Genomic DNA, 22810 nt, shown 5'->3' on the forward strand with positions numbered 1-22810 from the left:
CACGGACGGTTGCTCAGCGAGGCTTCTGTCCCGCCTCCAGCGAGGCGATCACCGACTGCAGCCGCGCTGCTCGGGTCTTGGGGGTTCTGGCCGTCAACAGGTGCAGGATGACGGCGTATCGGTCGGTCTTGTTGAGCTGCCCGAAGAAGCGCGCGGCGGGTTCGTTCTGCTCCAGTGCGGCCTCGAGATCGGGTGGGACGGTGGCCGTCTTCTGCGACTCGTACGCGGCGTCCCAGCGCCCGTCCGCCTTGGCGCGGGCGATTTCCGCGCGTCCCGGCTCGCGCATCCGCCCGGCGGCGTCAAGGGCCTCGACCTTGCGCACATTCACCTGCGACCACAGGCTTCTCGGCCTGCGGGGTGTGATCTTCTGCAGGTAGTGCGTCTCGTCGAAGGACCTGCGCTGGCCGTCGATCCAGCCGTAGCAGAGCGCGACATCGATGACTTCCTCGGAATTCACGGACGCGATCCCGGAGCTCTTCTTGGCCAGCTTCAGCCACACTCCGGCCGTCAGTCCGTGATTCTCCGAGAGCCAGTCCTCCAGTGCGGTCCAGTCCTCGAAGAACAGGGCCTCCGCGCCGTCGAACGTTTCCATCTGCCCTCCATGACCCCGGGGCCGTCGAAGCCCGGCTGACTCGACGATACGGCGCGGGGTTGGCGGAGGCCGGCCCCGACAGCTGAGTTAGGTAAACCTAACCTTACTTTCTATGTGGAGACTGGATGCGCCTCTTCAACACCCCACTCGCGCAGCCGACCAGCGCGGAACGGATCCGGTCGATCCTGGCGGCCGCCGATTCCATGACCGTGGTCACGGACGAGGAACGCACCGAGGTCTCCAGACTGGACGGAACCGGCGTCTCCGAGCACATCCATCTCCACCCGGCGACGCTGCGCGAGGGTGACGGCCCGGCGGACTGGGCTTCGAGCTCCGCGTCGGACTCGCCTTCGGACGGACACGTGCGTGCCACGCTGGAGTTCACCGACATCGCGCCGACCCCGGTACGCGACCGCGTGCGCGCCCGTGTCTTCCTCGCCGGCTGGCTGATCAACGCCAATGACGCGTCGCACATGTCGCCCAAGGGCAGCCGGTGCATGGAGTTCGCCCATGCCGTCCTGGAAACAGCGGGCGAGCGCGTCACCGTCAGCCTCGACGAACTGAGCGCCGCCGAAACGGATCCGCTGGCCACCTGCGAGGCCGGCATGCTCACACATCTGGTCGACGACCACAGCGACCTGGTGGGGCTCCTGTTGCGGCTGGTGAAGCCGCGGCTGGCGATGGGCGTCCGTCGCGCCGTGCCGGTCGCCATCGACCGGTACGGCATCACCCTGCGCCTCGAATACGACCGGACCCACGACGACGCCCGTCTGCCCTTCCCCGCGCCGATCAGGGACGTCGACCAGGCAGGCGTACGCATCCACGCACTGCTCAACACCGCCCGGCACCGCTCTCCGCGGAACTGGCTGCCGTCCTGAGCAGGCTCCGGCCCGGCTGACGGAGTTGGATGAGGGGCATGACTCAAGCACCGGACCCGACGGCCGACGAGGAACGGACTGAGGACGTCCGCCTGACCGTGTACGAGGGCTTCGCCCGCGCCGGCCGCGCACCCGGTACCGCCGAGCTGGCCGACCGGACCGGTCTCACGCCGGCTCAGGTGCGGCAGGCGTTCCAGCGACTGCAGCGCAGCCGCGACATCGTGCTGGACCCCAAGGACGACGAGCGCATCGTGATGGCTCACCCTTTCTCGGCCGTCCCGCTCGGGTTCTCCGTGATGGGCTCACACACGCTGTGGTGGGGCGGTTGCGCCTGGGACGCCTTCGCCGTGCCCCATCTGCTCGGCGACGAACAGGAAGTGCTGGTCGCGACCCGCTGCCCGGCCTGCGGCGCTCCGCACGCCTGGGCGGTCGGCCGGGACGCGCCTCCGCCCGGCGGCCAGGTGGCCCATTTCCTCGTCCCTGTCCACCGCATCTGGGACGACGTGGTGCACGCCTGCGGCAACCAGCGGCTGTTCTGCTCGGTCGGCTGCGTCGACGACTGGCTGACCGCCACCGGCCAGGAACGCGGCTACGTGATGGACCTCGCCACTCTGTGGCGGCTCGCCCGCGGCTGGTACGCAGGACGCATGGACCGCGGCTACCGGCGTCGTGAACCGTTGCTCGCCGCCGCGTACTTCGCGGAAGTGGGGCTGCGCGGCCCGTTCTGGGGGCTGCCGGCCGACTGACCGGCAGCCCCGACGCGTACCGCTAGCGACGGCCGCGGCGCGGCCGGAACAGCAGTGCCGATCCCAGCGCGAGCAGTGCGAGTACGGCAGCCCCGGCGCCGACCAGCACGGTGGTGCTGTCGTCCCGGCTCTCCGCGGCGGCGGCCGCCTGCTGCCCGGCGCCTTGGACCGGCGGCGGCTGAGTCACCGGCTGTTGCTGCTCCTCGGCGGGCTGATCGGCCGTCGGATCAGCGGCCGGCGGGTCGGCGGGCAATGGTTCGGCGGGTGCCGGATCGGCGGCCGGCGGGTCGGCCGGCGGCGGGTCCGCGGGCGGCTGCTGGGCATCGCCGCCCAGGTCCACGTCCGAGCAGGAGTAGTACGTGTCCGGCGTGTCCGTGTTCCGCCAGACCGTGTAGAGCATATGGCGACCCGTCAGGTCAGTCGGGAGCTTGCCGCGGATCCGGTACGCGCCGTTCTCCAGCCGCGGATCGGTGGCCTTCGCGAAGGGTTCGGCCGCCAGATCGTCCCAGCGCAGCGGTGCGGCCGGATCGTAGCCCTGCTTGGTCAGATACAGGCTGAACGTGCCCTTGTGCGGGATCGTCGACCGGTAGGTGAGCGTGAAGTCGCGGCCCGCCTTCAGCGGTGTCGCGGGCCAGTCCGCGCGGGCGACGTCCAGGCCCTTGTAGGCGTCGAGGCCTGCGCTGCACAGGTGTCCGTCCGGTATCACCTGGCGGTCTCTGCCCCGGACATCGGCCACGCGGAGGTTGTCCCAGGCATCGAACGTCTCTCCCCCGTTCGCGGCGACGGCGGCCCCGCAGGCCGCCGACGCACGCTGAGCCCCCTCGGGTCCGCACGCCGCAACGCGGCTGACGGGGTCGGTCGGCGCGCCGTGCGCCTGGGCGACCCCGGCGGTGACGATGGTGAGCACGAGCGGCACGACGCCGGCGATTGCGGCGGCGGTGACAGTGCGGCGAACGGTCATTCTCGGCAGACCTCCCTTGTCGGCCCGGCAGCCTGCCGTGTATTACGGCCCTGTCGGGGTGAGCGTTCACCCCGGTGCCACACGGGCCGCCCTGGTCGCGGCGACAAGCCGCGAGTCTGCTGCGAGACTTCTTGCAGGGGGCCTGGAACGCTGTCCGCACGCCGCAGCGCGAAGCGGGCCATCAGTGGAGGAACCATGGCGGGTCAGTTCGAGGCAACGGTCCAGATCAACCGCCCCATCGAGGAGGTCTTCGCGTTCCTCTCCGACGGCGAGAACGATCCGAAGTTCAGCCCCAGAGTGCAGCAGATCGCCAAGACGCCGGAGGGCCCGACCGCGGTCGGCACCGTCTTCGCGAGCACGGTCAAGGACGCCGGCATGACGACCAAGCGGCAGATCAGGATCAGCGAACTCCAGCCGCCGACCAGGCTCCGCTGGACCGAGGTCTCGAAGAACATCGTGACGTCCAAGGAAGGCGGCTACGACCTCGAGTCCACCGCCGACGGCAATACGCGGCTGCGGGTCTTCAACTCGCTCGAAGGCCATGGGATCGGCAAACTGCTGACCCCACTGGCCCTGAGCGCGGCACGCAAGGACGCCGACGCCTTCGCCGGGCGCATCAAGACGGCTGTCGAGGCTTCCTGACGTCCCGACGGGAGACTTCCCGGCTCCTGCCGTCCCGAAGGCCTGACGGCTGGTTGAGGTCTGACGGCTGGTTCGCGACGCTCCACGCTGTCACGATGGCTGCCCGGACACTCTCCTGACGGGAGCCATGCATTGCTCCTCGGTACGTGGAACCTCGAAAGCCTCTACCGGCCGGGCGGCCCCTCCGGGCCCAGGGACAAGACCTCGTACGAAGCGAAACTCGCCTCGCTCGCGGCCACCATCGAAGCGCTCGACCCCGGCCTGCTGGGCATCCAGGAGGTCGGGGATCCCGACGCGCTCGAGGACCTGACCGGCCTGCTGAGCGGCGGCTGGCACACCTCACTGTCACAGCACGCGGACGACCGGGGCATCCGTGTCGGCTTTCTCAGCCGCCATCCGCTCACGGTCCTCGCCGACGTCGACACCTTTCCCGAGCAGCTGCGTCCCGTACAGAGCGACGACAGCGACGACCCGACGTCCGGCATGGGCCGTGGCGCACTCGCGGTGCGCATCGAGCCGGGTGGCGGCCGGCCGCTCGATGTGGCCGTCTGTCATCTCAAGTCCAAGCTGCTCTCCTTCCCCGACGGCCGGTTCCAGCCGCGCGACGAGGGCGAGCGTGCGCGGTACGGCGCCTATGCGCTGTTCCGCCGCGCAGCCGAGGCGGCGACGCTGCGCGCGCTGGCCGACGAACTGCTCGAAGGACAGGGCAGGCAGCGCGCGGTGGCCGTGCTCGGCGATCTGAACGACGAGCCGAGCGCCGCCACGACGCAGATCCTGCATGGCCCGCCGGGGTCCGAGATCGGCACGTCCGGATTCGCGCATCCCGACAAGGGCGACACGGTCCGGCTGTGGAACGTCGCGCCGCTCATACCCGAGGACCGGCGGTTCTCCCGTGTCCACGCCGGCCGCGGCGAACTCATCGACCACATACTGATCAGCCATCAACTCCTCGACCGTGTGGAGTCGGCGGGCACCGGTCTCGTCGACGCCGACGAGCCGCCGACGCTGCCGTCGGTCGACGAGATCCCGGCCGAACGCCGCGACGCCGCAGGGTCCGACCACGCGCCGGTCTGGATTCGGATCACCGTCTGACGTCCGCATCGGCACACAGTGCTTGGGACGCTGCGCAAACGACGGCCGGCCTGCCGTGCGGCAGGCCGGCCTCGGCGTGTCATGCATGTCCCGTCAGGGGAACACCCTGCTCAGGCGGTGGTGGCTCGATTGCTCCTCATCGCCACGGCCGCGCAGGCGAGCCCCAGCAGGAAGGTGAGGCCGCCGATAATTGCGTTGGTCCAGATGACTCCCGCGTCCGGGTTGGTGCCGACGATCCAGGGCGCGATGATCATCCACACGCCTATGGCGCACATGGCCCAGCTCAGGCCGTACATCCGGTCCGGGGTGACGGTGAACCCGAGCGCGAGCACGGCTATCGCGATGCCCATGATCAGGTTGTGCGTCGTGAGAGCCGGCTGGTTGCCGGAGAAGTGGACGATCCACGGGGACGCTGCGCAGGCCAGGCCGACAAGGAACACCGGGCCGTCCACGAGGGCCACGTCGCGCCCCTTGAGCATGCGAGCGTAGCGGTCTCGCATTTCAGTGATGTCGGGATGACCCGCCAGGTCTCCCCTGTGTGAGACATCGGCCATGCGACTCGCCTCCTTCTTGTGCTGCAAGTCCGACCGCTGCGCGTGCCGCGGAGCCGCGCTCCTCGGCCGCGCTCCTCCATTTTGCTCTTATCCATTCCTTATGTGTAGTCATACGGACCAGCAGGTTCCGCCCCGTTGTGCGGCCCGTGCGGTCGCCCGGAGGCCGCAAGATCGAGCGGCATAGGATGCGCGCCATGGAACAGCGTGTCTTGGGCAGGACCGGTCGAAGCGTCTCCGTCGTCGGACTGGGCACCTGGCAGCTCGGCGCGGACTGGGGCGACGTGCGCGAGGAGGACGCCTTCTCCGTCCTGGACGCCGCTGTCGACACCGGAGTCACCTTCTTCGACACCGCCGATGTGTACGGCGACGGCCGCAGCGAGCAGCTGATAGGTCGCTATCTGCGCGAACGCCCGGACGCGGATGTGTTCGTGGCCACGAAGATGGGCCGCCGCGCCGACCAGGTCCCGGAGAACTTCGTACTCGACAACTTCCGCGCCTGGAACGACCGTTCGCGCCAGAACCTCGGCATGGACACCCTCGACCTGGTGCAGCTGCACTGCCCGCCGTCGGCGGTCTACTCCTCCGACGCCGTCTTCGACGCGCTCGACACGCTGGTCGCCGAGAAGCGGATCGCGGCGTACGCGGTGAGCGTCGAGACCTGCGCCGAGGCGCTCACCGCGATCGCACGGCCGGGCACCGCGAGTGTCCAGATCATTCTCAACCCGTTCCGCCTCAAGCCGCTGGAGAGGGTGCTTCCGGCGGCGGCCGAGGCCGGCGTCGGGATCATCGCCCGGGTGCCTCTCGCATCCGGACTGCTGTCCGGCAAGTACACCAAGGACACCGTCTTCGCGGCAGACGACCACCGGACCTACAACCGGCACGGCGAGGCCTTCGACCAGGGCGAGACCTTCTCCGGCGTCGACTACGGGACAGGTGTCGAGGCGGCCGTGGAGTTCGCCGCGCTAGCGCCGGACGAGGCGACACCCGCTCAGACCGCGCTGCGCTGGATCATCCAGCAGCCCGGCGTCAGCAGCGTGATCCCAGGTGCGCGCTCGGCCGGACAAGCCAGGACCAACGCCGGCGCCGCCTCGCTGCCGCCGCTGCCCGCAGCCACGCTCGACGCGGTACGGGACCTCTACGACAGCAGGATCCGCGCGCAGGTCCATCACCGCTGGTAGCCCTCGAACCGGCCACTCGTTCGGCACCCCGCCAATGTCCTGAAGGCCCCGCCGGTAGGGTGATACGCCTATGCGTCACTCCCCCCGCAGCGGCCCCCACCGTCCCGGGCGGCCCTTCCTGGCCGCCTTCGTCGGCTGCGCGGCGACGGCAGGCCTGGCCACGGGACTGACAGGGTGCGCGGCCGATACCGGGGCACGCGACGGCGGGGCCGCGCCACGGCTGTCGCCGCCGGTCAGCTCGTCCCCGCTGTGGCCCGAGTACACGCCGCCGGTCGAGCCCGACCGCGAAACCACCACTCCGTTTCGCCGGTACGCGAACGTCAAAGGCATCGAGGCACCCGCGGGCGGGCTGAAGCAACTGCCGGTGAAGCAGCTGCTGGAACACGACCCCAATGTCCCTGAGCTGGTGCGCACGGTCCTCCTCGACTGCCCCGGCACCGACTGCGGTCTGCGCGCGCCCGTCCACCGGGATCTCACCGGCGACGGCAAGGACGAACTCGTGGTGGCGGTCGACGACCAGGTGGCCGGACTGACGCTGATCCAGGTCTACCGGGCCTTCGGCACCGCCGTCCGGCCGATCCTCATCAGCTGGAGCGGACTCGGCGCCACCGGCGAGACCTTCGGCCACGATCTGGTGCTCACCTCGACCGGCAAGGACGGCCGCTTCACCACCCGCTACCGGTGGAACGGCACCGAACTGACCGCGGCCGCCCCGCAGGACCCCGTCACCCCCGAACCGTCCGAGTCACCGAGCCCCGCCCCCAGGACAACCTGATGACGAGCCACCTCACCCCGCACGGCACCGCCGACGACGCGCACCTGCTGCTCGTCGAGGACGACGAGGTCATCCGCAGCACCGTCCGCATGCTCCTCGAACGCTATGGATTCACCGTCTCCACCGCCGCCGACGGCCTGTCCGGCCTGGAGATGTTCCGCGAGAAGAACCCGGATCTGCTGCTGCTCGATGTGATGCTGCCGCATCTCGACGGCATCGGACTGTGCCGCCGCATCCGCGAACTCAGCCTCGCGCCCATCCTGATGATGTCCGCACGAGGCGACTCGCTCGACGTCATCTCCGGTCTTGAGGCCGGTGCCGACGACTATGTGGTCAAGCCCTGCGAGAGTTCCGTGCTGGTCGCCCGGATCCGCTCGCTGCTGCGCCGCGTGTCCTTCACGCCGGCTCCCGCGGACACTCCCGACACGGCCGTCCTCACCTTCGGCGAGCTGACCATCGACACCCGCGGCATGGATGTGCACCGCGCCGGGCAGCCACTGGCGCTGACGCCCACCGAGCTGCGCATGCTGCTGGAGTTCGCCGCCTCACCAGGAGTCGTACTCGAACGGCGGACACTGCTCAACCGGGTCTGGGACCACGCCTGGCACGGTGACAGCCGCGTCGTCGACCTCCATGTCCAACGGCTGCGCGTAAAGATCGGCGCGGAGCGGATCGAGACGGTCCGCGGCTTCGGCTACAAGTTCCGGCGCTGACCGTGCCGTTGAGATGGCGGATCGCCGCCCTTGTCGCCGCGGCCATCTGCGCGGTCGCCGCCGCCGTCGGCTTCATCGTCCATCACGCCTCCCGCGACCGGGAGCTCAACCAGGCCCGTGACGCGGCCAGTACGACCCTCGACCGGGCCGCCCTCACCTACGCCCGCAGCGGCACGGTCCAGGGCACCGGAGCCGTGCTCGACGCGCCCGGCCTGCCCGAGGGTCTCCGCGATCTCGCGGCCCGGGGCCGCAAAGGAACCGAGTACGCGACCGATCCCGAGGGACCGGCGATGTGGGCCGCTCGGCCGGCCGGCGAGCGGGTGCTGTCCGTACGCATCGACCTGACCACCACACTGCGCGACATCGGCGCGCTCGACACCAGCATGGCCTGGGCCGGCGTGCTGACGACCGCGGTCGTGCTGCCGCTCGGTGTGGTCAGCGCGGGCCGGATGAGCCGCAGGCTGCGCGCCGCCGCCGGGACTGCTCGGCGGATCGCGGACGGCGACCTCGACGCGCGTATCGAGGCCGCGCCACGGCCGCGGGACGAGATCGCCGAAATCTCCACGGCCGTCGACACGATGGCCGCAGCCCTGCAGCAACGGCTGCGCAGCGAGCAGCGGTTCACGGCGGATGTCGCGCATGAACTCCGTACACCGCTGATGGGGCTGGTCACCGCCGCCGAACTGCTCCCCGAGGGCGGCCAGGCGGCCGGCTACGTCCGCGACCGCGTCCGCGTGCTGGCCGCCCTGGTCGAAGACCTGCTGGAGATCTCCCGGCTCGACGCCGGGGCCGAGCGGCCGGACCTCTCGCCCTGCCGCCTCGGCCCGCTCGTCGAAGACATGGCCGCCCGCCCCGGCCTGCCCGCCGCGCCGATGGAAGTGGTCGTTGAAGAAGGCGCGGAGAGCGCCGAGGTGTGGACCGACCCGCGCCGGCTGGAACGGATCCTCAGCAACCTGATCGTCAACGCGCACCGGCACGGCAGCCCGCCGGTGACAGTGACCGTGGCGGCGGACGGCCGGACCGTGAAGGTGCGCGACCACGGTTCCGGTTATCCGGATGCCGTGCTCGACGACGGGCCGCAGCGCTTCCGCACCGGCGCACGCGAACGCGGCACCGGGCACGGCCTCGGACTAACCATCGCGCTCGGCCAGGCCCAACTCATCGGCGCGACACTGGAGTTCACCAACGCCCGGGACGGCGGCGCGGAGGCGACGCTCCGCCTTCCGGAGAAGGAGCCGATACACGGCTGATACATCTCCGAGGCACAGCCGATGCTCCGCTTCCGGTTTACGAAGATCTTCGGCGCTGAGGATGGCGCCATGCGTACCAGGTGGAGTCCGGGCCGGACAGCGGAGAGGCAGCAGGCGAGCAAGGTCGGCGAGGCAGGTGCGTCCAGAGAGGCGAGAGCTGCGGCGGACGGCGCCACCACACCCAGGCGGCACCGCCGGAAGAGGAAGCGCTCCCGTATCCGCCGCTGTTTCACCTGGAAGAAGGCGCTCGTCGCCGTCTTCACCGTATGCGCCCTGCTGGCCGGCGGATTCACCTACCTCTACATCACCATCGACATTCCGCAGGCCAACGCACTGGCCAAGGCGCAGAGCAATGTCTATCTCTACAGCGACGGCAGCCGCCTCGCCCGCACCGGCGAGATCAACCGCGAAACCGTCCCGCTCAGCCGGGTCCCGAAAGACGTGCGGTACGCCTTTGTCGCGGCGGAGAACAAGGACTTCTACAACGACTCCGGCGTCTCGCTGTCCGGCACCGCCCGCGGCATCGCCAGCACCCTCACCGGCCAGGGCACACAAGGCGGTTCGACCATCACGCAGCAGTACGTCAAGAACTACTACCTGAGCCAGGAACAGACCGTCAGCCGCAAGGTCAAGGAACTGGTCATCTCGCTCAAGGTCGACCAGCGGAACTCGAAGGACGACATCCTCGCCGGCTATCTCAACAGCAGCTACTACGGACGTCTCGCGTACGGCATCCAGGCGGCGGCCCGCGCCTACTACCACCGCGAGGTCGAGGAGCTCAGCGTCGAACAGGGCGCGTATCTCGCCGCCTTGCTGCAGGCCCCGAGCCAGTACGACTGGGCCATCGCCGGCCCCAAGGGCAAGAAACTCGTCGTCCAGCGCTGGAATTACGTACTCGACAACATGGTCAAGCAGGACTGGCTCGACAAGGACAAGCGGCAGACGATGAAGTTCCCCGCACCGGTGGCGCCCACGCCCGCCGCGGGACTCTCGGGCCAGGCCGGCTATCTCGTGGACGCGGCCCGGCGTGAGCTGATGGCGTCCGGGGTCAGCGAACAGGAGCTGGCGGGCGGCGGCTGGCGCATCACGCTCACCATCGATCCGGACAGGCAACGGGCCCTGGAGGAGGCCGTGAAGGTCGGACTCGCCGCCGGAGCGGAGTCCAAGCAGGCCGACGCCGCGGCGGACGGCAAGAACCGGCAGGCGGGCGCGGTCTCACTGGACCCGAGGAACGGCCGCATCGTCGCCCTCTACGGCGGACGCGACTACATGCGCCAGTACATCAGCAATGCCACCCGCTCCGACTACCAGGCGGGCCCGGCCTTCGAACCAGTCGCCATCGCGGCCTCCACGGACGCCAAGTCCGACGGCAGCCAGCCGGCCGACGACGAGCACATCAAGGAGACCGCCAACGCACTCGGCATGGACCTCGACAAGAGCGACTTCGCGGCACCGCAGGCAGTGAAGCTCGGGCTGATGGGAGCCAGTCCGATGGAACTGGCAAGCGTGTACGCGTCGTTCCAGCACGATGGCAAGAAGGTCACGCCTTCCATCGTGAAGTCGGCCGAGCGCGGCGGCGAACGGACGCAGCTGCGTGAGGCGGTGGGCGGCCGGGCGATCAGCTCGCTCGCCGCGGAGTCGGTCAACTCGTTCATGAGGTCGGACGGCGCACGACGCGACAAGGCCGGCCCGCTGTGGGTCCCGGACGGCCGACACGGTGTCACCGTCAAGTCGGGGCATACGGACGACCGCAAGGCCGAGTGGTTCATCGGCTCCACGGAGGAGCTGCTGACCTCGATCGGACTCTTCGGCGAGGACGCCACAACGCACAAGCAGGTCACGCTCAAGGGCATCGGCGAGGGCTGGGCGGCCACCATCTGGACCAACTACTCGCAGCAGGCGCTCGGCGGCGATGCGCCCTGGCCCGTGAACACCGCGACGCCCACCGCACAGCCTCCGGAGGAGACGGCGGGCAGTGGGCAGTGACGCGCACGCTTCGTGCCGCTCACACGGATGCAGCAGTGTCCAGTCGATCTACGAGCCGAATAGAAAGCGCAGGTCAGGGCCGCCGCTCCGGACAAGGGCCGGGGTGGCGAAGTATGGCGCGGTTGCGTTGCGTGACAGCGCTTCACACGGTGAGCAAGAGACCGTCCCAGCTCTGGAAGGAACCCCTGCATGCGTCTCACCCGCCTTCTTGTGCCGCCGGCCGTGTGCGCCGCGCTGATCCTCACGGCGACCGGCCCTGCGGCCGCCATGACCTCCGTACCCGAACCCGCCCCGCCGACGGCCGCCGCCGCCGCGGCGCCGCTTCCCGGCTCGCAGCAACTGGACAAGCAGGTCGAGGACCTGCGTGGCATGCAGGGTGTGCCGACCACCGTGACCGACCTGCTTCAGGACGTACTGTCGGCCAATGGCGGCCGCCTGTCGCCCGAGGAAGCGGCCAGGCACTCCAAGGCGATCGACGACCAGCTCGCCTCGATGCAGGGGAGCGACCGGTCCGTCCGGGCAGACGCGGTCGACGATGCTCTCGCGGCGCTGCAGAAGGTGATCGACGACCTTCTCGCGGCCGCCACGTCCGGCGTCGTTGGTGACGTCCTCGGCTCCGTGCTCGCGGTCGTGACAGGTCTGATCAACACGGCGCTCGGGACCATCACGGGTCTCCTGCCCGTTGTCAGCCTGCCGCCGATCTCCCTTCCGCCGGTCACGCTGCCGCCGGCCGCCCTTCCGCCCGCCATCCTCCCTCCTGCCACCGTTCTGCCTGTCACTCTTCCGCCGCTCACGCTTCCTCCTCTCACTCTGCCCGCGACAGACACCGTCGCCGTACCGGAGACACCGGCGCTGCCGGCCATCCCGGAGCTGCCCTGACCGATCGATGGCGGACCCCCGCGGTACGGGTCCGCCGTCGGGTCGCCGAGACGGACCTGGAGGCCGCTTGCAGGGGAGCGACTGGTCCGTCCAGGCAGACGCCGTCGACGATGCGCTCGCGGCGCGGGTGAGCGGCCCGGACACGCTCATGGGCAGGAAACCGCCACTGTCCTGGGCACGGGCCTGAGGGTCGGGCTCCGGCCGGGGCCCAGGCATTGGCCGTCAGGCGGCGAAGCCCAGATTCGTCACGTACTCGTACTTGCCCCAGTCCGAACCCAGGTCGGCGATCTGGTCGATCCAGGCGTCGTCCAGCGCCTGGAAGTCGCCCGCGGACCAAGCCCGCACGATGGCGTCCCAGTGACGGATGTTCAGCGTGCGAAAGCCCAGCACCCGCTGGTGCGGGCGGGCCACCTGGGACTGGTTGAGCGGATGGAGCTCCACCCGTGTCCCACCGCGCGCGTTGAGGCGCCTGAGGAGATGGCGCGCGACGTTCCTGCGCCGCACCGCCCAGTACGCCGTATCGATCCGTTCGAGGTTCGCCCTGGACGGGCTGCGCCTGCCGTCCAGCCACGCCTTGACGGTGCGCTCGGTCGCGGTCAGGCCCGCCTCGCGGGCGGCGACGCGGGCGTGCGGCGTCCTCGTCAGATAGTGCAGGCGCGCGAGCAGACCACGCTTCGACGTGACCGGCGACGCGATGCCCTCGACGAGGCGGTCCAGCTGACGCGCGGCGGCCTCGGAGCTCTTCATGCCGCGGGCGCCGTAGTGCCCGAAGTCGATGGTGCGCTCAGGCATTTACCGCCCTTTCCGCGTGCTCGTCGCCGTCTTCGGCGCCATCTTCGTCACCGGTGTCGCCCGCCTCGTAGACGTCCTTGATCTTCACCTCGGAGACGCCGCGGCCCTCGGGGAAGACGCGCCGCCAGTCTCCCATCACATGCAGTTCGTCGGTGCCCATGGCGCGGACCACGGTGAGGCCCTCGTCGTGGGCCTTGTGGGCCTTCATCCAGAGATTGGCGAACGCCTGGGAGCGGATGATGTGCATCCAGTCCGGCCGGTACAGCTCACGGTTGTAGTTCGACTCCCCCATCGTGGACACGAACTTGGAGTACATCGCCTTCACGTACTCGAGCGTGACGTCGTCGCTCTCCTCGATGGCCTTGTCGCGGGCGTCGCGCAGTACGCCGCGGAACTTCTCGAGCAGGTTCTCGGTCGCGCCCGAGGTGAACGACTCATGGATCACGGGCGGTTCGCACAGCCCGTACTTCGCCGACGACAGCCGCAGCAGCAGTCGCAGGGTGGGTTCGGTGACCCACAGCGGACCCGGCTCGTCGCGGTTGCCGATCGGATTGGGCAGTACGTCGTCGTGGTGCCAGGCGGGCGGCGTGATCAGATGTACACCGGCCCGTCGCCGGTCGTGCCCGCCGCCGGTGGAGTGCTCGAGCTCACCGAGCGGCAGATGCGTCTTGAGCGCCGAGAGGTAGGCGCCGTTGATGTCGAGAGCGGTGATCTCGTGCCGTCCGGACGGGAGTTGCGGCCGGGTCCACTTCGGCCGGGCTTCCCAGACCTCGTCGGGGCCCTTCGCGGTCTTCTTGCGGAGGACGTCCGGGATCCACGGGTGGCCGATGATGTCGTACCGCGCGCCCTTGCGGCAGGCGTCCAGCAGGATCATCGCGTCCGGAATCGCACGCCGCAGGAGAGCTGCGGCAGCCGCTTCGACATCGCCGCCGTGCTTCTCCAGCGCGGCACGGACTGCGTCACCGATCAGGTCGGGCAGCTCGGAGGACGGCTGGAACGCCCGGTAGGAGGAGCCCCTTTCGGACCGGGGCGCGGAGGCCGGCGCGGAGGCCGGCGCGGGTGCGGGCGCGTGTGCCGGTGCGGCTGCGGGCTGCTCGGCCGCGCAGTCGGCAGGGTCGAGGTGCTGCGGGAACCCGGCCACCTGGTGCGTCGCGGGACGACCGCACAGGACGCAGGCCTGCGGTCGATCGAGGGCCTCGACATCGTCGTCGCCGTCGCCGTCGTGCTCAGGCTGGGGCTCGTGTTCGGGTTCGGGTTCGGGCTCCGGAACCTCGGGCGCGTCGGCCTCCGACTCGGACTCTGCCTCAGGCTCGGCCTCCGGCTCGGGCTCGGACTCCGGCTGGAGTTTCGCCCGTAGCCCGTCGAGGAGATAGGCGTACCTGGCTCGTACGTCGCCGGTGGGCTCCCGCCCCGACTCCCAGCCGCCGACCGTCTTCGGGTTGACCCCGAGCGCTCGCGCCACATCGGCCTGCGAGAGCTTCAGAGCCGTACGCAGCGAACGGCGTTCGTCCGCGGGAGGCAGCTCGGCCTCGACGCTCACCGAGGCGAGCAGCGCATCGACCGACTCGAAGTCCGTCACCGCGCCACCCCCGGAGGCGACAGGGTGCGCCTGCGAGCGGCAGGTAGCAGCTCGCAGGCGCGGGTCGGGCCGGCCAGCAGATCGAGGGCGGGAAGACCGAAGTGAGCGGCGAGCAGATCGCAGTCGTCCAAGGTCCAGGCGGTGCGCCCGGACTGGCGGCGGGAGATCTGCGTCTGCGTCAGACCGAGAGGCCCCGCCAGGTCGTTCTGCGAGTCCCCGGTCGCCTGCATCAGGGCTGCGACGGTGAGCCGCAGTGTCTCCTTCAGCGTCATCGGCATATGCGGACTCTATCAATCTCACGCTGAAAGAGTCCGGTTCATGCGCCCGGCGCATCTACGCCCCGGCGAGCGCCTCCACCGCAGCGGTCGCGAAGCCGTGGTCCTGGTCGGGAGCGCCGCCGCCGACGCCGATCGCGCCGACGAGGCGGCCGTCGCGGTGGACCGGGATGCCGCCCGCGATGAAGAGCAGTGGCCGGTCGAGAGCGGTGGGCAGGGTGTGGAACAGGCCGCCGGGCTGGACGGCGTCGACGAGGTCGGCGGTCGGGGCGTTCAACTGGAGTGCGGTGTATGCCTTGCGGGTGCTGGTCTCGCCCGCGATCAGCACGGCACGGTCGTCGCGGCGGAAGGCCAGCAGATGGCCGCCCGCGTCCAGGACGGTGATGGCCACGGTGACATCGGCCGCCTCGGCCGCGCGGCGGGCGGCGTCGATGAGAGTCTCCGCGTCCTGGGTGGTGAGCGGGGCGACGGCGGTGGCAGTGGAGGTGGTCATGCGGATGGCTCCTTGCGGTGGCGGGTTGGTCAAGCGATGGGTTGGTCGAGTGGTGAGTCGATCAGGTGGTGAAATCAGTGGCCGTGGTGGTGATTCAGCGGCCGGCCGGTACGGCGACCGGCTCGGCGGCCCCGGCCGTCACGATGCGGCTCTCGGTGGCTGCCGCACGCCGTTCCAGCAGGTGCGAGACGACGGCGAGCGCGAGCGCGGAGGCGGCGAGCGCGGCGCCGACCCAGTTGGGCGCGGTGTAGCCGAACCCGGCAGCGATCACCATGCCGCCGAGCCAAGCGGCCAGCGCGTTACCGAGGTTGAAGGCGCCGATGTTGACGGCGGACGCCAGCGTCGGCGCTCCGGCGGCCTGGTCGAGGACCCGCTTCTGCAGCGGCGGCACGGTCGAGAAGCCCAGCGCGCCGATCAGGACGATGGTGATGGCCGCGGTGACCTGGTTGTGAGCGGTGAACGTGAAGAGGGCCAGGACGAGCGAGAGCGCGCCGAGCGAGACGTACAGCAGCGGCATCAGCGCACGGTCCGCGAACTTCCCGCCGATCAGGTTTCCGCCGACCATGCCGAGGCCGAACAGGACCAGCAGCCAGGTGACGGACGCGTCGGCGAAGCCGGTGACCTCGGTCATCATCGGCGTGATGTAGGTGATGGCGGCGAACACTCCGCCGAAACCGAGCACCGTCATGGCCATGGCCAGCAGGACCTGAACATTGCGGAAGGCAGCCAGCTCGTGGCGCAGGCGCACGCCTTCGGCCCTGGGCTGTTCCGGCACCAGCTTCGCGACGCCGAGCAGGCCCAGCACGCCGAGTGCGGCGACGATGAAGAACGTGGCGCGCCAGCCGGCGCTCTGGCCGACGAAGGTGCCGAGCGGGACACCGACGACATTGGCGACGGTCAGGCCGGTGAACATCATGGCGATCGCCCCGGCCTTCTTCTCTGGGGCGACAAGATCGGCGGCGACCACGGAGCCGATGCCGAAGAACGCGCCGTGGGCGAGCGAGGCGACGACGCGGCCGGCCAGCATCAGGCCGAAGACAGGCGCTATGGCGGAGAGGACGTTGCCGACGACGAACAGGCCCATCAGCAGCATCAGCATCCGCTTGCGGGAGACCTTGGTGCCGAGGACGGTCATCAGCGGTGCACCGAGCACCACGCCGAGCGCGTAGCCGGTGACGAGGAACCCGGCGGTCGGGATGGACACCCCGAAGTCCGTGGCGACCTCGGGCAGCAGGCCCATGATCACGAACTCGGTGGTACCGATTCCAAAGGCACCGATGGCGAGGGCCAGAAGCGCGAGTGGCATGGGGGAAGGACCTTCCAGGGACGATTGCGTCTGCACCTTACGAGCGTCCACAATAATTGCACGCGCCATTACTTGCAAGCGCTGGATATCCCGCCGTCGACTCCGCCCGCGCAACCTCGCCCGGTTTGACTCTTGTTCGCAGTTCCGGTCCAGACCAAGCTCTTGACAGTCCCTTTGTTCACTTCTTAAATCACGTAGTGAACTAAGCACCCCCCACTCACCCCCCACCCCCGGTCGGCGCAGCAACCAGACGGCTCCGCCTGCGCCACTCGCCTGTCATATACATGACCGGCCGCCCCCTTCCTCCGCCTTGCCCCGGAAGGGAGAGTCATGGACTCCCCCCGCTTGAAGCGGCGCCTGCTGCTGTCCCTCGTCTCGGTCCTCGCCCTCGCGATGTTCCCCGCAGGCATCGCCCAGGGCGCACCCGCGCCAGAACCCGCACCGAAGGCGGCCGCGGCCGTCGCACCCGCCGCCGTCACGTTCTCCGACGACTTCAACGGGCCCGCCGGCTCCGCCGTCGACTCGGGAAAGTGGCAGATCGAGACGGGCGACAACGTCAACAACCACGAGCGGCAGTGGTACACGGCAGGCAACAGCAACGCCGCGCTCGACGGCCAGGGCCATCTGGTCATCACCGCACGCCGCGAGAATCCGGCCAACTACCAGTGCTGGTACGGCAGGTGTGAGTACACCTCCGCCCGGCTCAACACGGCCGGCAAGTTCACCACGACGTACGGACACGTCGAGGCCCGGGTCAAGGTGCCGCGCGGCCAGGGCATGTGGCCCGCCTTCTGGATGCTGGGCAATGACATCGGCCAGGTCGGCTGGCCCAACTCGGGCGAGATCGACATCATGGAGAACGTCGGCTTCGAGCCGTCGACCGTCCATGGCACGCTGCACGGCCCGGGCTACTCCGGCTCCGGCGGAATCGGCGCCGCGTACTCCCTGCCGGGCGGCCAGGCGTTCGCCGACGCCTTCCACACCTTCGCGATCGACTGGTCCCCCAACTCGGTGACCTGGTCCGTGGACGGCAACGTCTACCAGCGACGCACGCCCGCCGATCTCGGCGGCCGCCAGTGGGTGTTCAACAAGCCCTTCTTCCTGATCCTCAACCTCGCGGTCGGCGGCTACTGGCCGGGCGACCCCGACGGCAGCACCGTCTTCCCGCAGCAGCTCGTCGTCGACCACGTACGGGTCAGCACCGCTGACAACCCGGCGGGCAGCGGGCCCATCACGGGGCTCGGCGGCAAGTGCGTGGACGTCGCCGGAGCCAACAGCGCCAACGGGACGCCCGTACAGCTCTACGACTGCAACGGCACCGGCGCCCAGCAGTGGAGCGCCGGTTCGGACGGCACGCTGCGCGCGCTCGGCAAGTGCCTCGACGTCACCTCGGCCGGCACCGCCGACGGCACACCCGTCCAGCTCTGGGACTGCAACGGGTCCGCGGCGCAGCAATGGGCACTCCCCGCGGCGCTCGACATCGTGAACCCCCAGGCCAACAAGTGCCTGGACGCCACCGGCAACAGCTCGGCCAACGGCACCCGCCTGCAGATCTGGACCTGCAGCGGAGCCGCCAACCAGAAGTGGACGGTCACACGCTGATGAGCAGAAGACTTCTGCAGGCGCCCGCTGTGCGAGGCGTGCTGGGCACGGCGGCCGCCGCCGCCCTCGTCACCGGCCTGACCGGCAGCCCCGCCGTCGGCGCCGCCGCGGCCACCGGCCAGATCACCGGTCTCGGCGCCAAGTGCGTGGACGTCGCCGGAGCGAGCAGCGCCAACGGCACTGCGGTACAGCTCTACGACTGCAACGGCACCAGCGCCCAGCAGTGGAATGTCGGTTCGGACGGCACCGTCCGCGCGCTCGGCAAGTGCCTCGACGTCACATCGGCGGGCACGGCCAACGGCACACCCATCCAGCTCTGGGACTGCAACGGATCAGCGGCCCAGAGCTGGACCGTCACCGCCGCCCGGGACATCGTCAACCCCCAGGCCAACAAGTGTCTCGACGCCACCGGCAACAGCTCGGCCAACGGCACCCGACTGCAGATCTGGACGTGCACCGGAGCCGCCAACCAGAAGTGGACGGCGCCCACCGGCGGCGGTGACCCGACGCCCGTGGGTCCGATGGCCGTCGCGCCGTACATCTACAACGGCTGGGGCAGCCCGCCGAGTCCGACGACCGTCATGAACGCCACCGGCGTCAAGTGGTTCACGCTCGCCTTCGTGCTCAGCAACGGCTACTGCAATCCGCAGTGGGACGGCAGCCGGCCGCTCACCGGCGGCGTCGACCAGCAGACGGTCAACACCGTCCGCAACGCGGGCGGAGATGTCATCCCGTCCTTCGGCGGCTGGAGCGGCAACAAGCTCGAGAGCTCCTGCGGCAGCGCGGGCGAGCTGGCCGCCGCGTACCAGAAGGTCATCAACGCCTACGGCCTCAAGGCGATCGACATCGACATCGAGGCGGCGGCGTACGACAGCCCGACCGTCCAGCAGCGCACGGTCGACGCGCTCAAGACGGTGAAGGCGAACAACCCGGGCATCAAGGTGTACGTCACCTTCGGCACCGGCCAGAACGGGCCCGACAGCAGCCTGATCTCCAAGGCCGCGGCCTCCGGGCTGACCGTCGACAGCTGGACGATCATGCCGTTCAACTTCGGCGGCGCCGGCCAGAACATGGGCACACTCACCGTCCGTGCCGCCGAGGGCCTGAAGAACACGGTCAAGAGCGCCTACGGCTACTCCGACGACCAGGCGTACCGGCACACCGGCATCTCGTCGATGAACGGCATCACCGACAACAACGAGACCGTCACGGGCGCCGACTTCCGCACCATTCTCGGCTACGCCCAGCAGCGGCATCTCGCGCGGCTGACCTTCTGGTCGGTCAACCGCGACCGTCCGTGCACCGGCGGCGGCGCCGACACCTGCTCGGGCGTCTCCCAGCAGCCGTGGGACTTCACCCGCGTCTTCGCGCAGTACACCGGCTGATCTCCACTCCCCCAACCCCCCACCCACGCCGTATCACCGGCACAGGAGAAATCGTGCTCCGATTCCTGCGAACGCCCAGAGCGGGTCGCCACCATTCGTCCCGCCGTCACCGGCCCCTGGTCGCGTCCCTTGTCGTCGCGGCCTCGGTCGGCTCGGTGCTGGTCGCCGTCGAGACCACCCAGGCGGCCACGCCGCGAGGTGCCGTCAAGGCCGCCGCGGTACCCACCGGCTGGACCACCGTGGTGAACAGCGGCAGCAGCAAGTGCCTGGACGCGCGCTCGGCCGCAACCGTGAACGGCACCGCCGTCCAGCAGTACGCCTGCAACACCTCCACCGCGCAGCAGTGGAGCTTCACGGACGCCGGCGACGGCTATGTGCGCATCAACAACCGCAATGACGAGGCGCAGGTCGTGGACGTGAGCGATGTGTCCACGGCCGACAACGCCGCGGTGCATCTGTGGAGCTACGGCGGCGGAAGCAACCAGCAGTGGCAGGCGGTGGACGAGGGCGGCGGCGCGTTCCACTTCGTCAACCGCAACAGCGGCAAGTGCCTGGACGTGCCGTCCGCCTCGACGGCCGACAGCGTCCAGCTGGTGCAGTACACCTGCAACGGCACCGCGGCGCAGCGGTTCCAGGTGTCGCCGGTGAGCACCGCGCCCGGCGACATCGACCTCGGCCCGAACGTGGCGATCTTCGACCCGTCCATGCCCTCGTCGACCATCCAGTCGCGGCTGAACTCGATCTTCTCGCAGCAGGAGCGGAACCAGTTCGGCACCAACCGCTACGCGGTGATGTTCAAGCCCGGCACGTACAACAACGACGTCAACGTCGGCTTCTACACCCAGGTGCTCGGTCTCGGGTTCTCGCCCGACAACGTGAACATCAACGGCGCGGTGCACGTCGAGGCGGACTGGTTCCCGCCGCAGAACGCCACCCAGAACTTCTGGCGCGGCGCGGAGAACCTGTCGGTCACCCCGAACGGCGGCACCGACCGCTGGTCGGTCTCGCAGGCGGCTCCGTACCGCCGCATGCACGTCCGCGGCAACCTGGAGCTGTCCGACGGCGGCTGGTCCAGCGGTGGCTTCATGGCCGACACCAAGATCGACGGCCAGGTGCGCTCCGGCACCCAGCAGCAGTGGCTGACCCGCAACTCGCAGCTCGGCTCCTGGACCGGCGCCAACTGGAACATGGTCTTCGTCGGCAGCCAGGGCGTGCCCGGGACAAGCTTCCCCGAGCCGGGCTACACCACGGTCAACCAGACACCGGTGAACCGCGAGAAGCCGTTCCTGTACATCGACTCGGCGGGCAAGTACCAGGTGTTCGTGCCGGGTCTGCGCTCCAACAGCGTGGGCACCACCTGGCAGAGCGGCAATCCGACCGGCGGCTCGCTGGGCATCGACTCCTTCTACATCGTCAAGCCCGGCACCTCCGCCGCCACCATGAACGCCCAGCTCGCCGCGGGCAAGAACCTGCTGGTCACTCCCGGTGTCTACAACATCGACCAGACGATCCAGGTGAATCGCCCCGACGCGGTGATCCTGGGAATCGGCCTGGCCACCTTCGTGCCCGTCAACGGGGTGACCGCCATGAAGGTCGCCGACGTGGACGGCGTCAAGGTCGCGGGTCTGCTGATCGACGCGGGCCCCACCAACTCCCAGACGCTGATGGAGGTCGGCCCGGCCGGCTCGTCCGCGAACCACTCGGCCAACCCGGTCTCGCTGCACGACGTGTTCTTCCGCCTCGGCGGCCACCACGTGGGCAAGGCCACCACCAGCCTGGTGGTCAACAGCCACAACGTGATCGGCGACCACCTGTGGATCTGGCGCGGCGACCACGACGACAACAACGGCAGCGTCGGCTGGAACGTGAACACCGGTGACACGGGTCTGATCGTCAACGGCAACAACGTCACGATGTACGGGCTGTTCGTCGAGCACTATCAGAAGTACCAGACCATCTGGAACGGCCAGGGCGGCCGCACGTACTTCTACCAGAACGAGATGCCGTACGACCCGCCCAACCAGGCCGCCTGGATGAACGGCTCGACCCGCGGCTACGCGGCGTACAAGGTGGGCAACAACGTCACCAGCCACGAGGCGTGGGGTCTGGGCAGCTACTGCTTCTTCAACGTGAACAACAGCGTGGTGGCGGAGCGGGCCATCGAGGCGCCGAACAACGCGAACGTCCGCTTCCACAACATGATCACCGTCTCGCTCGGCGGTAACGGCACCATCAACCGCGTGATCAACAACACCGGCGGGACGGCCAACAGCGGCAGCACCGAGGCGACGGTGGTGAATTACCCATGAGGCGGCTCGCGTTACGACTGGTGATCCTGCTGGCGATGCTGCTGGGACTGTCTGCCGCCCCGGCGCACGCAGACAGCAAGGCTCCCGCGTTCAAGGTGCTGGCGTTCTACAACGGCACCTGGGACGCGGCGCACATCAGCTTTGTGAAGGAAGCCAATGAGTGGTTCCCGCGGACCGCTGCCGGCAACAACTTCTCGTACACGTCGACGAACAACTGGAACCTGCTGACCAGCAGTTCGCTCAGTCAGTACCAGGTGGTGGTGTTCCTGGACGATCTGCCGCAGACGGCCGCGCAGCGGTCGGGGTGCGAGCGGTATGTACGGGGCGGCGGTGCGTGGCTGGGGTTCCATGTTTCAGCGTTCACCACGAACGCGCAGAACTGGCCCTGGTATCACAACCAGTTCCTCGGAAGCGGTGGGTTCCAGTCGAATACCTGGGGTCCGACGACGGCGGTGCTGCGGACCGAGAACCGGCCGCATCCCTCGACCGCGAGGCTGCCCGGCACGTTCACCTCGTCGGTCAGCGAGTGGTACAGCTGGAAGAACGATCTGCGGAAGAACCCGGACATCAAGATCCTGGCCTCGGTCGACCCGGTGAGCTTCCCGCTGGGAACGGATCCCAACCAGTCCTGGTACAGCGGGTATTACCCGATCCTGTGGATCAACAACAAGTACAAGATGCTGTACGCCAACTTCGGGCACAACGCGATGGACTACGGAACGGGCACCACGCTGTCGTACACGTTCGCCGACGAAACGCAGAACCGCTTCGTCGTGGACGGACTGAAGTGGCTGGGCACGAAGCCCTGATCAGGAGTCTCTGA

Annotated in this window: 21 protein-coding genes and 1 pseudogene; 14 read left to right on the forward strand and 8 right to left on the reverse strand. The window is 69.3% G+C overall.

Going from position 1 to position 22810, the window contains the following annotated elements; all coding sequences use genetic code 11:
- Positions 1-13: 13 nt before the first annotated feature.
- Positions 14-592, reverse strand: coding sequence for a YdeI family protein (locus tag ACH4YL_RS14220; RefSeq protein WP_398507583.1), 579 nt, complete (start codon positions 590-592; stop codon positions 14-16).
- Between the two features lie 125 nt (positions 593-717).
- Here ACH4YL_RS14220 and ACH4YL_RS14225 point away from each other — a divergent pair, with 125 nt between their 5' ends.
- Together ACH4YL_RS14225 and merB are read left to right on the forward strand one after the other, a co-directional pair.
- Positions 718-1470, forward strand: coding sequence for a DUF2470 domain-containing protein (locus ACH4YL_RS14225; protein ID WP_398507584.1), 753 nt, complete (start codon positions 718-720; stop codon positions 1468-1470).
- Positions 1471-1508: 38 nt separating this feature from the next.
- Entirely contained in the window at positions 1509-2216 is a 708-nt protein-coding gene (gene merB, locus ACH4YL_RS14230; RefSeq protein WP_398507585.1) for an organomercurial lyase, read from the forward strand.
- Positions 2217-2238: 22 nt separating this feature from the next.
- On the opposite strand, the gene ACH4YL_RS14235 is transcribed toward merB, so the two are convergent.
- The gene (locus ACH4YL_RS14235; RefSeq protein ID WP_398507586.1) at positions 2239-3177 is read right to left on the reverse strand and encodes a lytic polysaccharide monooxygenase; all 939 of its coding nucleotides are present in this window, start codon (positions 3175-3177) and stop codon (positions 2239-2241) included.
- 195 nt (positions 3178-3372) lie between these two features.
- Between ACH4YL_RS14235 and ACH4YL_RS14240 the strand changes: the two genes are divergently transcribed.
- Complete coding sequence (locus ACH4YL_RS14240) at positions 3373-3819, forward strand: SRPBCC family protein (protein ID WP_398507587.1); 447 nt, start codon at positions 3373-3375, stop codon at positions 3817-3819.
- 132 nt (positions 3820-3951) lie between these two features.
- The gene (locus ACH4YL_RS14245) at positions 3952-4911 is read left to right on the forward strand and encodes an endonuclease/exonuclease/phosphatase family protein (protein ID WP_398507588.1); all 960 of its coding nucleotides are present in this window, start codon (positions 3952-3954) and stop codon (positions 4909-4911) included.
- Positions 4912-5021: 110 nt separating this feature from the next.
- Here the strand turns inward: ACH4YL_RS14245 and ACH4YL_RS14250 are convergent, their stop codons facing one another.
- Positions 5022-5465, reverse strand: coding sequence for an SPW repeat protein (locus tag ACH4YL_RS14250; protein WP_398507589.1), 444 nt, complete (start codon positions 5463-5465; stop codon positions 5022-5024).
- Positions 5466-5650: 185 nt separating this feature from the next.
- On the opposite strand from ACH4YL_RS14250, the gene ACH4YL_RS14255 reads away from it, so the two are divergent.
- From ACH4YL_RS14255 to ACH4YL_RS14280, 6 genes are all read left to right on the forward strand, one after another.
- Positions 5651-6643 (forward strand): aldo/keto reductase, encoded by a 993-nt coding sequence (locus ACH4YL_RS14255; protein WP_398507590.1) that lies wholly within the window; start codon positions 5651-5653, stop codon positions 6641-6643.
- 70 nt (positions 6644-6713) lie between these two features.
- On the forward strand, positions 6714-7418 hold the full coding sequence (locus tag ACH4YL_RS14260) for a hypothetical protein (RefSeq protein ID WP_398507591.1): 705 nt from the start codon (positions 6714-6716) through the stop codon (positions 7416-7418).
- A complete protein-coding gene (cseB, locus tag ACH4YL_RS14265) occupies positions 7418-8131 on the forward strand; it encodes a two-component system response regulator CseB (protein ID WP_398507592.1) in 714 nt (237 codons plus the stop codon). Before ACH4YL_RS14260 ends, cseB begins: the two co-directional genes overlap by 1 nt.
- 8 nt (positions 8132-8139) lie before the next feature.
- A complete protein-coding gene (locus tag ACH4YL_RS14270) occupies positions 8140-9381 on the forward strand; it encodes a sensor histidine kinase (protein WP_398507874.1) in 1242 nt (413 codons plus the stop codon).
- A 69-nt stretch (positions 9382-9450) separates the two neighbouring features.
- Positions 9451-11367 carry a transglycosylase domain-containing protein gene (locus tag ACH4YL_RS14275; protein WP_398507593.1) on the forward strand — a complete coding sequence of 639 codons (1917 nt, stop codon included), beginning with the start codon at positions 9451-9453 and terminating at the stop codon, positions 11365-11367.
- Positions 11368-11556: 189 nt separating this feature from the next.
- Positions 11557-12246 (forward strand): hypothetical protein, encoded by a 690-nt coding sequence (locus ACH4YL_RS14280; RefSeq protein WP_398507594.1) that lies wholly within the window; start codon positions 11557-11559, stop codon positions 12244-12246.
- 222 nt (positions 12247-12468) lie between these two features.
- Here ACH4YL_RS14280 and ACH4YL_RS14285 read toward each other — a convergent pair whose 3' ends face one another.
- The 5 genes from ACH4YL_RS14285 to ACH4YL_RS14305 form a co-directional block, all read right to left on the reverse strand.
- Positions 12469-13038, reverse strand: a complete 570-nt coding sequence (locus tag ACH4YL_RS14285) for a transcriptional regulator (protein WP_398507595.1) — start codon at positions 13036-13038, stop codon at positions 12469-12471.
- Positions 13031-14617 carry a helix-turn-helix domain-containing protein gene (locus tag ACH4YL_RS14290; RefSeq protein WP_398507596.1) on the reverse strand — a complete coding sequence of 529 codons (1587 nt, stop codon included), beginning with the start codon at positions 14615-14617 and terminating at the stop codon, positions 13031-13033. The genes ACH4YL_RS14285 and ACH4YL_RS14290 overlap by 8 nt, the downstream gene beginning before the upstream one ends.
- Positions 14614-14895 carry a helix-turn-helix domain-containing protein gene (locus ACH4YL_RS14295; protein ID WP_398507597.1) on the reverse strand — a complete coding sequence of 94 codons (282 nt, stop codon included), beginning with the start codon at positions 14893-14895 and terminating at the stop codon, positions 14614-14616. The genes ACH4YL_RS14290 and ACH4YL_RS14295 overlap by 4 nt, the downstream gene beginning before the upstream one ends.
- A 55-nt stretch (positions 14896-14950) precedes the next feature.
- Positions 14951-15385 (reverse strand): heme-binding protein, encoded by a 435-nt coding sequence (locus ACH4YL_RS14300; protein ID WP_398507598.1) that lies wholly within the window; start codon positions 15383-15385, stop codon positions 14951-14953.
- A gap of 94 nt (positions 15386-15479) precedes the next feature.
- Positions 15480-16691 (reverse strand): MFS transporter, encoded by a 1212-nt coding sequence (locus ACH4YL_RS14305; protein WP_398507599.1) that lies wholly within the window; start codon positions 16689-16691, stop codon positions 15480-15482.
- Between the two features lie 330 nt (positions 16692-17021).
- Between ACH4YL_RS14305 and ACH4YL_RS14310 the strand changes: the two genes are divergently transcribed.
- The 4 genes and pseudogenes from ACH4YL_RS14310 to ACH4YL_RS14325 all read left to right on the forward strand — a co-directional run.
- On the forward strand, positions 17022-18293 hold the full coding sequence (locus tag ACH4YL_RS14310; RefSeq protein ID WP_398507600.1) for a ricin-type beta-trefoil lectin domain protein: 1272 nt from the start codon (positions 17022-17024) through the stop codon (positions 18291-18293).
- Positions 18293-19678 carry a ricin-type beta-trefoil lectin domain protein gene (locus ACH4YL_RS14315; protein ID WP_398507601.1) on the forward strand — a complete coding sequence of 462 codons (1386 nt, stop codon included), beginning with the start codon at positions 18293-18295 and terminating at the stop codon, positions 19676-19678. The genes ACH4YL_RS14310 and ACH4YL_RS14315 overlap by 1 nt, the downstream gene beginning before the upstream one ends.
- A 53-nt stretch (positions 19679-19731) precedes the next feature.
- Positions 19732-21987: an RICIN domain-containing protein gene (locus ACH4YL_RS14320; protein WP_398507602.1), complete on the forward strand. Its 2256-nt coding sequence runs from the start codon at positions 19732-19734 to the stop codon at positions 21985-21987.
- A pseudogene (locus ACH4YL_RS14325) lies at positions 21984-22784 on the forward strand (ThuA domain-containing protein); the annotation flags it as partial. The gene ACH4YL_RS14320 and the pseudogene ACH4YL_RS14325, both read left to right, overlap by 4 nt.
- Positions 22785-22810 lie beyond the last annotated feature (26 nt).

The organism is Streptomyces sp. NPDC020681 (assembly GCF_044334895.1).
Lineage (GTDB): Bacteria > Actinomycetota > Actinomycetes > Streptomycetales > Streptomycetaceae > Streptomyces.